At 44.2% G+C, this 14,777-nt stretch carries 9 protein-coding genes; 1 reads left to right on the top strand and 8 read right to left on the bottom strand.

The window, feature by feature from the left end; translation table 11 throughout:
• Positions 1–51: 51 nt before the first annotated feature.
• Entirely contained in the window at positions 52–1,242 is a 1,191-nt protein-coding gene (locus GKO22_RS14410; RefSeq protein ID WP_166336232.1) for a TlpA family protein disulfide reductase, read from the top strand.
• Between the two features lie 358 nt (positions 1,243–1,600).
• Here the strand turns inward: GKO22_RS14410 and GKO22_RS14415 are convergent, their stop codons facing one another.
• The 8 genes from GKO22_RS14415 to GKO22_RS14450 all read right to left on the bottom strand — a co-directional run bounded on the left by GKO22_RS14415 (position 1,601) and on the right by GKO22_RS14450 (position 14,559).
• Entirely contained in the window at positions 1,601–2,437 is an 837-nt protein-coding gene (locus tag GKO22_RS14415) for an FISUMP domain-containing protein (RefSeq protein WP_166336233.1), read from the bottom strand.
• Between the two features lie 12 nt (positions 2,438–2,449).
• Entirely contained in the window at positions 2,450–3,295 is an 846-nt protein-coding gene (locus tag GKO22_RS14420; protein WP_166336234.1) for a hypothetical protein, read from the bottom strand.
• A gap of 840 nt (positions 3,296–4,135) precedes the next feature.
• Positions 4,136–6,118, bottom strand: a complete 1,983-nt coding sequence (locus GKO22_RS14425) for a calcineurin-like phosphoesterase C-terminal domain-containing protein (protein ID WP_166336235.1) — start codon at positions 6,116–6,118, stop codon at positions 4,136–4,138.
• A gap of 174 nt (positions 6,119–6,292) precedes the next feature.
• On the bottom strand, positions 6,293–7,840 hold the full coding sequence (locus GKO22_RS14430; protein ID WP_166336236.1) for a DUF5689 domain-containing protein: 1,548 nt from the start codon (positions 7,838–7,840) through the stop codon (positions 6,293–6,295).
• Positions 7,841–7,871: 31 nt separating this feature from the next.
• Positions 7,872–9,326, bottom strand: a complete 1,455-nt coding sequence (locus GKO22_RS14435) for a SusD/RagB family nutrient-binding outer membrane lipoprotein (protein WP_166336237.1) — start codon at positions 9,324–9,326, stop codon at positions 7,872–7,874.
• 13 nt (positions 9,327–9,339) lie between these two features.
• Positions 9,340–12,777 carry a SusC/RagA family TonB-linked outer membrane protein gene (locus tag GKO22_RS14440; RefSeq protein WP_240920321.1) on the bottom strand — a complete coding sequence of 1,146 codons (3,438 nt, stop codon included), beginning with the start codon at positions 12,775–12,777 and terminating at the stop codon, positions 9,340–9,342.
• 152 nt (positions 12,778–12,929) lie between these two features.
• Positions 12,930–13,895: a FecR family protein gene (locus tag GKO22_RS16705; protein WP_166336238.1), complete on the bottom strand. Its 966-nt coding sequence runs from the start codon at positions 13,893–13,895 to the stop codon at positions 12,930–12,932.
• Between the two features lie 70 nt (positions 13,896–13,965).
• Entirely contained in the window at positions 13,966–14,559 is a 594-nt protein-coding gene (locus tag GKO22_RS14450; protein ID WP_166336239.1) for an RNA polymerase sigma factor, read from the bottom strand.
• Positions 14,560–14,777: the final 218 nt, after the last annotated feature.

The following is a 14,777-nucleotide window of genomic DNA, read 5'->3' on the forward strand; positions in this document are numbered from 1 at the left end:
TACTTTTGAACTTATCCAATTAAGGGAAAATTATATTTCACCAGTTGATATATGATACATACTAAAAAGATTTTGGCGACTATATTACTTTTCTCGAGCTATTATTTGGGAAATTGTCAAGAAGTATTTAATTATCAACTTCAATTAGCCAAAAATTTGGAGGTGGATAGCATTGTAGTAGTCATTAATAATTTTCATAACGAAGATGCCATGTTATGGAAGACTCCTTTCGAATATGGAAAGGTAAAATTAAAGAAAAATGCAGGGAATTTATATGTCGGAAAGGGCTCTTTGGAATATAGATTAGCATCTGGACAATTGCTTATATACAAAGATAGCCAGATCGCTGGACTACAATTAGTAATAAATAAGGGTGTGAATAACGTTTCCTTAGAAGATATCAATTTTAAAAATAGTCGTTTAACGAGATTGAATTATACAAAATTTGACGGAGACGCAGTTGAACAAAATTTTGTCTTGAATTCGCTTATCGAATTAGAAGGCGACTTTTACGACAAATTTGGTGTAGCCAGTAGCGATGATCCCACCATCAGGTTTTTACCATCATCCGCACAAAACACCTTGAAAATTGAGAAAATAAACCTACTAAAACTCCATTCCGATTCTGAATTCAGTTTATTAAAACTGTTCGAAATATTTACCTTTAATAGTAGTGATAGCGAGTTTGTGCTGTATTCAGATGCTTACAATAGTCTGACCCCAAAAGTGCAAAACACTTCTTTGGGAAAGGAATTTGCTACACGATTAGCAGAAAAATTAAATACATTTAACCAACTCCGTGTTGGATCTCGAGTTCCCGAAATTCGAGCATACACCGAAGGAGATAGTCTTTTCACGAATGCAGATTTCAAAAAACCATATATCCTAGCATTTGGAGCTACGTGGTGCATTCCCTGCAAGGAAAATTTGCCGCGACTTATGCGTTTAAAAAAGGAATTAGATGTTGAGGTAATATATGTAAATCTTGATGATGACAAAGTAAAATGGAAAGAACTTATTCAAGAAAACTCCTTAGACTGGATCAATGTTACCGATGATAAAAAGATAAATAAGTCGAAGATTGCGGCGGATTTCAATGTGTATTACTTACCAAAGTATTTCGTAGTGGATGATGCGGGAAAAATAATCTATTCTTTGGATGTGTTAGAAAAAAGTGATGATGATACCCAATCACTCGAATCGTCGATAGCTGATGCTTTAGAAAATAATATTCGGTGGTAAATTATGCTTTTTATCATACACATTACAATCCGGATTAATCTACCTTGATCGATCTAGGTTTTGGAAGGAGGATGCTGGGAATTATGTCGATTTAAGAATTTGTTACCGATCCAGTAAATATGAAGGAAATCCTAGCAGCTATTAGAAAGATACCTTTAAGAATAGCTAAGATAGGATGTGCTGTCAGCCCAGCGTGGCTCATATCAGCCGACGATAAACCACACAGGATTAATATACTAACTAAAATAAGTAAAAAAGCAGTCTCGCTAAAATTTGAGACTGCCTATTCCATTAGGGGAGGTCATGGCCATGAAGAATAGATAACAACCTTCAGCAACCATCAATGTATTTAAAGATTTTAGATACCCACGCACCTGATATTGCCACCTAAATACTTTGATGACCGATTCGCTTCATTAGTAAATACGATCAAGTTTTTATTAGTAGTATTGTCTATTGTTAAATACGAATACGGCGTATCTCCCCTACTCTCTGAAGAGGAAGTATGATATCTAGGTGTTACAGGATCCGTCCGAGTTGACCTATTGTAACTGACGGCGCCCGGGGTGTAAGTCACTGACAAAAAACCTATAGCCGGAAAATTAAGCACCACACCCGATCTTCGTAAACTTGTTAACTGTACGTAATTGTTATAGCTGGTACTGGTAGCAAAAGTTCCAAAAGGAGTTTGTCTAACGCCATCTATCAACGAATTGAATTCAGTTTGAGTTGGTACACGATACCCCGTAGGGCATGGATCAGCTGCCGTTTTCACAGGCAATGCTTCTGTGCCACTATTCCAAGCTTTCGCCGCGGGCTCTGCAGTCCAGGTGATATAGGAAGAATTATTAAGCGTAGTTGTAGTGGCCGTACCGACTATGGTACTACTGCCATATTGATAATAGTTTCCAAAGGACGATTGAGTAACCACCGCTGGATTGGTACTTGTGGCTCCAAGATTCTGCTTTGCCCATACTACGCCATTAATTCTAACTGCCGGCTGGCCATTATAAGTTCCGAGGTCGGCATCATTGGTAGTTATCGTGAGCCTCAAGGTATATCGCACACCGGGCTGGATCACTAAATTAGGAAAAGGAATCATGGTTGTGCTTTGTGTAAGATCGCCAATTTTCATACTGGTGATAGTGTATGATCCTACTGTACCTCCAGATGTATTCGCTATGATGGTCGGCACACTGGTTACCGTTTAGGCATTGGGTGTCGTAAAGGTAACTGGCGACCCCGCTGCAGAAACCGTCCCTGTAAAATTGCCTGTAGATAATGTTGCAATCGTAGTGGCAGCATGCGGCTTAAAGTTGGAGGTAACCGAGGTGATATTGTACCCTGTGGCAATGGAATTGATCACCGTGGTGATTTGGCTAAATCTATGTTTTAAAACGATGTTCAGATTATTTGTGGCGTTTCCATTCACCGTAAGCTCCTGCTGGAAATACATATAATCCTGATTGCCGTTTACGACAATGGTGGAGTTCGTGAGCGTTCGCCCTATTGCAGGAGAGATGGCTGGTAATGTGGTAGATGTTGAATTTACCGAATATACGACGAATGTATAACGCGTTCCGCCATCTAACTGTAAATCACCAATTGCAGGCTCAGATCCACGCGTATAGTCTCTTTCTGTCACATATAGCTGTGTGGTTGTATTGTATACTACTACGCGATAGCGAATTCCAACACCTAAGTTGCTCGTATCTAAAGCGGTTCGGCTAGCGTCTTTCAATGATGCTTTTGTTGCCGGAGATAAATTAGGTGAGTCGTCAGCGGAGAGCTCAGCAACCATCAGCAAATCATCGCCGAATTCGACCGCATTTCGCTGTACGGATGCATACGATACATCGCCTGCATGATGTGGTGTAGCACTGCGTGCACCAAGTTGATCTTCGCTTTCAAAAACGACTTCGCTGATTTTAAATGTAACAGTACCTGGCGATTTGTCTTCTAGAGGATCATTTGATCTGTTGCATGAAGTTAAAATTATCACCGCCGTAATAAAAAAAAGAATTGCTTTGAGTATAAAATTGTAGGTTTTCATGTGGGTATAGTCTAAAAGATTTTAAAAACTTTGGTTTATCCATAAGTACTAGCTGTATCAATGAGCGTTATCGATTTGGATACATTAGCGCCATTAAGTATAGCGAATGCTCTCTTTTTATTAAGTAAATATATCGGAACGACTAAGGTTTCTCCTGAAAGCTATTTGAAAAGCCTATTGATCTTCCATCAGCTTGTTTAAGAGAACTCTACTTTTAAACAAGCCAACAACTTATACCATCATCTCCTTTTTCTCATTCCTGCCTCACTGGATCGGGGCTGTTCAGCAGGGATTACATTAGCCGATGCTGGACTCACGATTAGATAGATTGGAAATTAGTAATTGGTGGGATGTAGCTTTTTGCTTATTGCTAAATATTTTCTTCATACAGACAGTCGTTTACTAAAAATTAATTTTTCACACCATTATTTAATTACACTACCAAAAGTATGACCACGATCCTAAAAAAATAAACGCGATATCTATAATTGTAGTTGATGAGCCACAACTCACATCTTCGGAAATTAACATTAAGTGCATTTGATTATATAGTGACTATGGGGGTAGTCAATGGGAGGAACGAAAATGTATTTTTCTGAAGTCAATAGGGTTTATAGCGTTTAGAAAGTTGATAGCGGATTGTCTGTGTTTAAGAACTAAAGTGAGATCACCGCACCATCATGCCTCCCGTTCACAATGAACTGTCTTTGATCCCAAATTTATTTTAGAATTTCACCAAATTATATGCTGTTTATCACAGTTTTTCGGCTTAATCAATGAAAAACGGATTGAACCCCAGCAAGCTGTTGGCTAAGCGGCCAGTAGCTTGCTGGGATCCAATTACCGCATCGAGTAGGTAAGAGCTTTTGGCCGTTCCATAGATTCGCTGTAGGTATTACCGAAGCGATCGGTGACCTTGATTTGCAAGGTACTGTTAACGGCTGAAGCCTTCACTTTGAACATATGGGAAGTATTTGCGGCATCAAAAGTAGGTGTTGCATTGACATTGAGGCGCTGCATACCATAAGAAATAATCTGCAGCGGATCGTACGAGGAAACGCGTTGTACGTCTAGTGATCTGCCATTCTCGGTAACGGACACTGCCCACTTGGGATCATAGCCCCACACATTGATCAATACTTCATTGTTTTTATTTGCTTTGGCAAAATCGGCAGCATATTGGGGCACCATCGCACGGAATGTGGCATTGGCAGCAGGTGCATGTTTGGCTGCCGTGATCTCCACCTCATTCAGATCGTACGCACGGAATTGGTATTCGGGCGCATAGCCGATGGACTTGTACTTCCAAGCGATATCGCTGCCAATCATCTCCCAAAGACCATAACCACCCGGGCTGCCATCTGGTGCAATATGGTTATCGGAATAGCCCGGACGTCCCGTCCACCACCAAGTTCCGGACAACGCGGCAATGTTATGTTCCATAAATCTATCATTGCGCGGTACGCGGTAATTAATATGCGTATGCCCGGTCATCACATGCACTTCCGCAAAACGATCCAGTAAAGATATCAACTGCTGCGCGTTGCTGGTACGAAAGTTAGGCGTGTTGCCTTGCTCTGTGGGCGCATGGTGTAATTGGATGTGTGTAGAGAGCACGATGGGTGTGGTCGAAGGTATAGATGCCAAATCCTTGGCCAGCCATTCCAACTGGTTTTCGGTGATCTTGGCATTATAATCTCTACTGCCTACCGTACCGTATGAGCCACCCGTATTCATATACTCCACATTGTCGAGTACGACATAGTGCACCTGCCCAAGATTGAAGGAGTAATAAGTAGGGCCAAGGATTCTCCGATATGCATTTTCGGCCATCCAATCGTTGGCGAAATAGGGATCATTATCGTGGTTGCCGATCGTGTTGAAAACTGGAGCTTGTAGGTTGTTCATCTGCTGAACATACTCGGGCAGCATAAAGCTATTGCTGTACCAGTAGGTTTCCCAAGTCTGATCGCCCAACGTCAGCGCATAAACCTGCTTTCCTTCCGATTTAAGCCGTGCGATTTGCTGATTAACATCGGCCATGAATCCTTTCTGAAACTGACTCAGGTCGCTATTTCTGTTTGCTAGGTGCATATCGGCTAACGCGAAGATCACGTGATTTTCGTTGTTCACTTCTTTTAGCTCAAAGTCACGCGTATCAATCACCTCAGGGTTGGACGCCACAAATTGATAGAATTTTGGGGTGTTGTTTACTGTTTCAACAACCTCGTGGTTAGCTGGAATGGAAATAAATACATAGCCTGTACGCTTTGTCGAGCTCAGGTAATAGACGCCTTGCGCATCTGTTGTAGTCACGTCATAACCATCGGAAACCACCACCTCAGCAAGCCCTTGTCCTGCAACATGCACCACACCCTTTACATTCTTGCCTTCTTGGTTTGGGATATCTGCACGAAGCACATAGTTGAACTGCGTGTTGCCTATGGGATAAGATTTGCTGCCACGCAGAATGCTCAAGCGATAGTTGACCGGCTCTAAATCGGTTGGGAATGTGACTTTGCCGTCGACAATGGCCACCCCCAGCATTTGCTGCCCTTGTTGTCCCGATTCCAACTGCAAAATATCTCCTTGCTGGTAGCCAGTACCTGATAATGGCATGGCTTTGCCGCGCTCGATATCCCATACGGGAGCAATAGTTGCCTTAAAGTCATTGTTGTCGGTATTTTCTTTTGTCGGTATCTCTTCATCAATAGGATCTAGCGTACTTTTGTTGCAAGAGTTGGCCAATAGCGTCATGAGGACGCATAGGCTTAGGAATCCCTTACATAAGCGGTAGATCGAAGAAAGGTATGTTTTTTTCATGTGTTTTATTATTGTATCACGCAGTGTCTAATGCAGAATGTATGCTTATAAAAAACGTCAGCGCAGAGGTCAGTAACCATAATGCGATCTCTATTTCTATAGATTGCACCGTGGGGATACTGCCGCCTTGCGCTGACATCGTTAATGGATCAATTATATCGTTATCGTCAAGATTTAATCCACTTGCTGCGTCACACCCGTACCGGTAGATAGTATACTGGCTGGTGCTTGTTTACTTAGTTGCTCGGCGTAATAGCTTCTCGCCACTTCCCACTTGCGCGTGGTCGCGTTGAATACACCGCCCAATTTGATAAAGAAACCTACATTCGCCGGTACAAAATGTGGAATACGGTATTGATTGCTTCCCATGGAGAAAAAAGGTTGTGGCGCTAGTGACTCGGGATGAAAACGCTGGTAATGATCATTGTTCGGGATGCGATATCCCAAATTGGCGACCGAATCAATGATGGTGGCCGTACCTGTACCGCCAAACATCACCACATCTAGTGGTACCGAAGCCTCGTTGATATTGGTACCAACGAAGAGCGCCATACCACTCGCATTTCCGCTATTTGCCAGAATATTGGCATTGGCATCGCCCAATCCATCACCACCAGTCGTGGCGTATGGAATGGCGCGTACCCAGTTGAGCTCACCCAACGTGGTGGAGTTTGCACCGCTAATGCGTTTCTGGTGACCACCAACATAAAAGAATTCTCCCTTCTTGACTGATCCTTCCGTCAGATTGAATTTGAGTGTACGTGCACCACCGGTAGACCACCCTGCACCCGGTGCAGCACCTGCATTGGGTTGATTTGCTCCGGCGTTGTTGGTCGTGACCACGGAAAACGGAATTTCTGCAAAGTTGATATCAGCGTTAGCCATCAACTGGATGTACTCATAGTTGGTGTCCGTACCTTCTGGATCAGGACAGTACCCGGTGAATACTAATGGCATATCTCCGAGATCGCCGGGAATTATTGGGTCAGATGTATCTTCGATATGTGCTTCCGCAAATGGCCATACGGCCATTAGGCCATCTGTATCGCCCAACAATATACCTTTTACGTTCATATTGCGCGGTACAGGAAGCGCCGCATAGTTTGCTGTTGGCAATGTTCGGATCACAAGCGTATCTGCTCCGTTGAGCATTTTCTTTGCTCCCACAAAGCTGTCACCTTCTACTGGAGTAGGCACTAACTCTCCCCCACCGATCTGCACTAGGGTGCCTTCGTATTCATGTGGGCGTTGGTTTATAGCCGATGCAGATACTTGTCTGGTACGTACGCTACCCACATTGCCTACCATTTCGAGATCGCTGGTATGTAGTCCGTCTATGTATAGGAATGTTTCGCGACGCAATGTTTTCCCGCCGATATTAATGCGGATAGAATCGCCCATCCGGTATGCTGCGGCAAGGTCGCCAACTTTTAGTGCGATACCATGCAATCTGTTGCCGCGTTGGAGCTCTTGCACAATCATCATACCTTCGGGCACGTTGCCCGATTGTGCGTCTGATATCACCACACCCGTGGTCCATTCGGCTTCACTCACCGATTCAGGCGTGATCTCCACGTCATTGCCTTTGTGCACGGCGCGGAGGTCTTGGATGGAGATATACGGACTTAATGTCCCCAATATATGATCCCTGTTTTCGCAGGAGGTCAAAAGTGTGATCAAGCCCAAGGTGATAAATAGAACGCTATAGCTTAACTTTTTCATTTTCGTAGTTGGATTATTAGTGCGCATTCGATTAAGGTTTTTGCCACCATACCGGCGTATTAAAATTATCCGGACCTTGCTCGGCTACAGCCTGTTGATAGTTGGCACGGTTGGCATTTTGCACATAGACTGGGTAATTGAGTCTTACGGGCATTTTGCCGCCGTTAAGATGTCCGGATCTTATGGGTAAAACGGGGTGACCTGTACGGCGAAACTCAAACCAAGATTGCATATCGGTGAAGAATAACGCGTAATATTTTTGCAGGTGGATGAGTTCCATTTTCTGAAACTCGTCGAAGTTATCATCCCAAGCAGTCAGATCGGTCGAGAGATAGAATGAAGGCATTTGGTGACCCCAAAGTTCAATCCCTGCTTTGGTACCGCGCTCATAGTATTCTCGAGCTGAGCCAGTCGTAATGTAACCTTTAATAGCTGCTTCGGCTAATATGAGCTGTAGCTCGCCATAATTCAATATGTTTCCTAATAAAGGGTGCGACATCAAGTCGGTGTGTAGCGCAGAACCTTGTACAGGCGGCTGCCCAATAGGATACCCACTCGGTACACCAAGATAATCGCCATTGAAAAGAGATACCCAGCTCACGATACGCGGATCACTTCGTTCACTAAGCTTGTCGGTAAAAAAGCTGGCCGATTTTGGACCGTACCAATCGGCCGGCCGCCAAGTCGCAAAAGGTGATACGTAGGGTGATACACCGGTCCATCTCAAAATAGCGGAGTCATCATTGCTACGCATAATAGGATACCGGATCGGTTCGTCTTCGATAATCTTTTTGATAATTGCCACAGTATTCAGCTCAGTCTTATGGGCAAGACGTAGCGCCAAGCGCAGGTATAAGGAATTACCAAATAGGCGCCATTTGTACATTTGCCCATTAAAAACAGGATCTGCATCTGCTTTTATTTTGTATTCAAAAGCTATTCCGTTCAGTAATGTATTGGCCTCTTCCAGCTTCTCAAACAGCGATAAATAGATCGCCTGCTGCTTGTCGAATACCGGTTGCACCACGTTTGAATCTCTTCCTAGTAATGCTTGCGAATATGGGATATCGCCATAAATATCGGTAAGTATAGAAAACAACCACACTTCAGAAATCTGGGCAATTGCTTTGTATTCTGGTTGATTGAGCTCATCCGCATACTCGTAGATATCGCGGAAGTTGCGCAATTGCACATAGAGATTATTCCACATATGGTCTGCTTCATTGGTGCGGATATCGTATCGAAAGATGCGGCCTTCGCCGTCACCCATATTGACCGTCACTTGCATGAGCTCATTGGTGATGCGCTGGCTACGACTCATGTTTGCACTCACTGATTTTGCTAATGCAGGAGCCAGCAGATTCTCCGGTTGCACCCGAGGACTGGTATTTGGGTTGGTATTGATTTCTTGGAAATCCTTGTTGCAGGACGTTAATATACTCGAGCAAACGATTCCTAGTAATACTATTTTTATAAGGTTTTTCATGTTTACGATGATTTTAAAGGCCAATAACTAGGTTGACACCAAAAGTGCGCGTGGCCGGGAATTGCCCCAGTTCAAAGCCTCGGGTGATGTCGCCATTACCCAATGTGCCGAACTCGGGATCAAAAGCAGGCCAACTTGACCAGATAAATAAATCACGTCCGAAAGCACCTATAGTAGCACGTTGCAGTCCTAACCTAGCTAAGGTTTCGGGCTTCAAACTGTAATCGATTCTAAATTCTCTAAACTTGAGAAAATCGGTTGAATAGCTGGTGCCTTCGACATTGTCGCGCCCCATATGCGCATTATAATAATCCCACACATTGGTAGCGATCACGTCGTTTGCTCGGTAGCTGCCGTCACCATTGTCGATCACACCATTTCCGATGATACCGTTGTAGCGTCCGGGTAGCGTATTGGTGGTTTTACCTTGCTCACTATTGACCGCGGAGGTCAATGAATAACCAACTGCACCAAATTGTGCGTCGAATAAAAAGCCAACGCGGAATTGCTTATACCGAAACTCGTTGTACAAGCCTAAGCGAAAAGCAGGGTTGGCTTGGCCAATGTATTGTACCGAATCCGTTAATTGCGGGAGACCATTTTGATATACAATCTGTCCATCGGGCGCACGTTGATAACCGCGACCCCATAATTCATCCATACGGCCACCCACACGCGCTACCATCATACCACGGCTGCCGGGCCCGTTTTGTAAGATCATTTCTTGCTGGTTATCCGTCAGTTCCAACACCTTATTCTTATTGGTGCTAAAGGTTGGGCTCATCGTCCAAGTAAGTCCATCTTTCTTCTGAATGGGTACAATAGAAGCTTCTAACTCAAATCCACTATTGCGGATGCCACCGGCATTGATCAAAACATTATTTGCACCGGAAGCACGGTCAATCACCGCGACTAGATGTTGATTGGTGGTCGTTGCGGTGTAATAGGTCACGTTCAGGGTGAATCTATTTCTAAATAAGTTGAGATCTGTTCCGACTTCGTAACTGACCGTTTTGAGGGGCTCTAGTTGCAGATTAGGAAGCGAGGTCGGGTTTGATCTTCCGCCTGGGAAGGTGGGATCTACATTGTAGGTATACGACGTACGATAGGGTACCATCGAACCACTTCCTACTTCGGCAATAGATCCGCGAAACTTAACCATGGAAAACTGTGCCGGCAAGTTTACCATATCAGAAAGCACATAACTCACGTTAACCGACGGATAACTAAAGGATTTGCCTTTGTTGGTGGGCGAGGCTAGCGCACTATTCCAATCGGTACGAAATGATAGATCGGCAAATAAATAATCGCGGAATGCGACCGTACCGAATGCGTACACACTGTTGAGCACCAGTTCGCTCCGAAAAGGTGTACTCACGATCACGCCTGCCGGATTACCCATATTGAATATACCGGGATAAGCCAATGAATCGGCAGAATTGCGTTCCAGTGCATTTTCATTGCGTAGGGAGCTACCGCCACCAGTGATTCTTATTTTGAAGTCATCATTGATATCTTTCTTGTACGTCACCATCATTTCAGAATTGGTTTCTGTGTTATTGATAGCTTGCGTACGAAACATCCCTTTTCTAAACTTTTCGGTATCGTATGGCCGCTGTTGGCTACGTCGTTCGGCGTTTAGATCCATCGTGGTGCGCACTAGGACATCCCATTCGTCGGAGAACTTATACGTGGATTCGATATTACCGGTGAGTCCATGTCGCTTATTTTTGTTAAGCATTTCATAGGCGATCAGGTACGGGTTGTCGACTAAACTACTGTATGGATAGTTTTGCACCAGATTTTCTGATCCATGTTTCCAGTAATCTTCTAGCCAACTCAATTGCGCATTGGGTTGCCAGAAGGCATTCCAATACATAAAGGATTGGTTGTTGTAGCCCGACGTCGGCAAGTTATCACTACGGTTTTGGCGATAATTGATGCGAGTCTGGATGCGTAGCTTATCGGTGACCTGATGCGCAGCAGTCAAGGATACGTTGTTGCGTTCGTATCCTGTATTTGGGATAATCCACTTGTTTCTTAGATCTGTAAAAGAAAAACGTACTTGTGTACGGGCATTGCCCCCATCTAGGCTGATGGAATTGGTAAATGTTGTTCCGGTTTCGAAGAACTTTTTACGCTCATCTGGGAACGCCTCCCAAAGCGTGCGCTCTGTAGCACGGGTCTGGGTGATCGGGTCGTATTGAAAATAATATTGCCCATCAAATTTTGGTCCCCAAGCGGAGCTCGTGCTTCTTGTACTTGGGCCATCAACGCCGTCGTTGAAGGAGTAATAACGTACGCCCTCCGTTCCTTGCCCGTATTCATACTGATAATCGGGCCAGCGCGATACGGATTCGATCACGGCGTTGGACGATACGGTGACACCGATGCCTTTGTTGATCTTTCCCGATTTTGTGGTGATGACAATCGCTCCATTAGCACCCCGCTGTCCATAGAGTGCGGTAGCATTGGCACCTTTTAGTACGGTAAGAGAGGCAATGTCTTCGGGATTAATATCATTGATCCCCGTTCCAAAATCTACGGGTGAATCACCACCCAAATAAGCACCATGACCTTGACCGACTTGGTTGCCACTGCTATTGTTGATCACCACCCCATCGACGATAATCAAAGCTTGGTTGTCTCCCGTCAGGTTATTTTCGCCACGGAGAATAATTTTGTTAGAACCTGCTGGGCCTGCTCCAGATCGCACAAGGTTAACCCCAGCAATGCGTCCTGAGAGCGCTTCCGTCCAGTTGTTGGGCATCGTTTCGGTGATTTTATCTCCTTTCAGTTCGGTGGCGGCATAGCCTAAGGACTTTTGCTGGCGTGATATGCCTAGCGCGGTCACCACCACCTCGGCTACTTCATCCATGGCAGGCGTTAATTGAAAACTTAACGTCATGGTTTCGCCTTCCTGTACGAGCACCTGAGTTTTGCTCATCGTTTCAAACGAGATGTAGCTTGCCGTAACAGTGTAGGATCCGGGAAGTACCGAAACAGTAAATCGACCGTCGTTGTTGGTGGTGGTTGTTCTGTTGAGCTCCACAATACGCACGGTTGCCGATGGTAAAGGATCGCCATTTTCATCCAGTAAAACCCCCGTGAGCACACCTGGTCGTTGTGCTTTCTTCAGGATAATAGTTCCCTTATCATTTTCTTCAAAAACGACGTTTGTACCAATGAATAAGTTTTGCAGTATGCGTGCAATGGAAGTCGTTTTGAATGATTTATTGGACACAGTTTTAGACGAGAGTCCGAGGAGCTTATCATCAAATGCAATATCCAAGTTTTGCTCCTTTTCGAGCTTCTTGATCGCGGTATATAGCGTGATATCAGTCGCCGTAAAATCAATTTTTCGTTGGTGGATTTGTCCCATCAGAGGCGCCGCCAATAGAAATTGGCCAATCATCGTCCCAAATAAGCAGATCATAATTGTCGCACGCATAATAATTCGTATGAACAATAGATTTATATTCATTATTTTTATAGTCTTAGTAATTCACAAAAAGCTAAGTGGCCGGGTATTGGGTCTCAAGCAAGTCCCGGTCAACATACGTTGCGGACGGTGCCATTTGGTACCGCACGCAATAGTTTGGTTTAGTAGAGCATTAGTTCATCGTCGACCCTCCTATATTTTAATCGGTGTATACTGCATATTTTTTCCATATTTTCACTCAGTGGTCGATCCGCATAGAGTGTTAGATCATACGTATAGGTCTGCTTTGAATTTTTGGGTTTCTTAACCGTTACTCCGTGCATGTTTTGAATAACTTGTGCCATTTCTTCAAAGCTGGCCTGTGCCAATACTACTTTACCGTCGCGCCAAGAGCCTTTGTTGGCCATTTCTTGCAACGCATAAGTGCCTTCATCCCTTGCAAACACGAGCGATTGCCCAAGGGATAGTTTCTCTAGCAGAACACCACCTCTTTCCACTTGAACTGCACCGCGATCTACGCTCACATGGATGGTCTGTAATGTTGTATAGCAATTGATATTAAAGGCTGTCCCGAGTACGCGCACACTCAGGTCATCCAACTCGACTATAAATGGTTTGGAAGGCAGGTGAGCCACATCGAAGAATGCTTCTCCTGATAAGTGTACACGACGCACACTATCTCCATAATTTGCCAACACTTCAACAGTAGAATTGGCATTGAGCCAGACCTGTGTGCTATCGGGCAACACCAACATCTTGCGTTCTTTGCGCCCCGTACTACTGCGGAAGTCTGGCTCTGATGCTTGTTGTGCTATGCTACTGCTATTGGAGGAGAGCATGCCTCGCTTAATAGCAATCGACATTCCTACCAGCAATACCGCAGCGGCACTGATGAAATGGATGAGATACCGCTGTGTGAATCCGCGCTGCGGGATAGGATGTGGAATCTGGACACCAGACCAAAGGCGTTCGCGAGCGCGTGCTTTTTGTTCGATATTTTCGAATACATCTTGCTCCTCATTATCCGAGAAAGAGGCGTACCAAGTCTCGATAAGTTGTTGTTCGGCTTCCGTGGCCTGGCCCGATTGGTGCTTATCAAGCAATTCTTTGAGTTTCTTTAATTCCACTTGCTGCTGTTTTCACTCTTATAGTGCAGCGAATGGGCAATAAGTACCTCAAGAAATCATTAAGTTGCTATTAAGTAATTATTAAGGCCAAAATAAAAGCGTATAGACTGGAGGACACTTCGGGATGTTCTTTGCTTAAGATATCTTTTAATTGCTTTAAGCCCATAGTCGTATTGTTTTTCACCGTTTGGGGGGAGAGGCTAAGGGCTTTCGAAATCTCTGCTATGGTGAAGCTTTGCATCCGCAATAGGATGATATCTCGCATATTCTTGGGGAAATGATGTATCGCTTGGTTGATGGTATGCTGAATTTCTTTCGCCGTAATGGCATCTAACACGCCTTCTTCAAAGACAGTCATCTGCCGCAAAAGGTGATCGACAGTTTCTTGATGTAAGTTATTTTTAGTGTAATGCCGAATCAATTTATTTTTAAGCGCACCGGCGAGATATGCTTTGATTGAGATATTGATGGTCGTGGTCTCGCGATTCTGCCATAAAGAAGTAAATATCTCCTGCACAATATCTTCGGCATCATCATGATTCTTGAGACGAAAGTATGCTTCGCGATAAAGGTACTCCCAGTACTCGTCAAAAAACTGTGCAAAAGCTTGTTCATTCCCTGCTCGAATAGCATGCATGAGTTGATTATCCTGTAACATCTCCATAATTTCTTATCTCATAGGATTAGCAAAGATAGAGAGCCCATATTAACTTAATGTTATGCTACAGAAGACCTTAAGCCTGCAACAGTTATGTACTCGAGAAAATGCGATACTAAAACATCCTTAAGACAAAATCACCTCCGAATAGACGAAGTAGAGGAGAAATGACAGCTGATTGTGTCAATTGGTCGTCAGCATTCATTCGGGAGCAAACTGAACCT

It is taken from the genome of Sphingobacterium chungjuense (genome assembly GCF_011316935.1).
GTDB classification, from domain to species: Bacteria; Bacteroidota; Bacteroidia; order Sphingobacteriales; family Sphingobacteriaceae; genus Sphingobacterium; species Sphingobacterium chungjuense.

Excerpts from the sequence above, each read along its gene's own strand:
- GKO22_RS14425 (WP_166336235.1), bottom strand. The coding sequence starts at position 6,118 with ATGAAAAAAACATACCTTTCTTCGATCTACCGCTTATGTAAGGGATTC.
- GKO22_RS14410 (WP_166336232.1), top strand. The coding sequence starts at position 52 with ATGATACATACTAAAAAGATTTTGGCGACTATATTACTTTTCTCGAGC.
- GKO22_RS14435 (WP_166336237.1), bottom strand. The coding sequence starts at position 9,326 with ATGAAAAACCTTATAAAAATAGTATTACTAGGAATCGTTTGCTCGAGT.
- GKO22_RS14420 (WP_166336234.1), bottom strand. The coding sequence starts at position 3,295 with ATGAAAACCTACAATTTTATACTCAAAGCAATTCTTTTTTTTATTACG.
- GKO22_RS14440 (WP_240920321.1), bottom strand. The coding sequence starts at position 12,777 with ATGCGTGCGACAATTATGATCTGCTTATTTGGGACGATGATTGGCCAA.
- GKO22_RS14450 (WP_166336239.1), bottom strand. The coding sequence starts at position 14,559 with ATGGAGATGTTACAGGATAATCAACTCATGCATGCTATTCGAGCAGGG.
- GKO22_RS14430 (WP_166336236.1), bottom strand. The coding sequence starts at position 7,840 with ATGAAAAAGTTAAGCTATAGCGTTCTATTTATCACCTTGGGCTTGATC.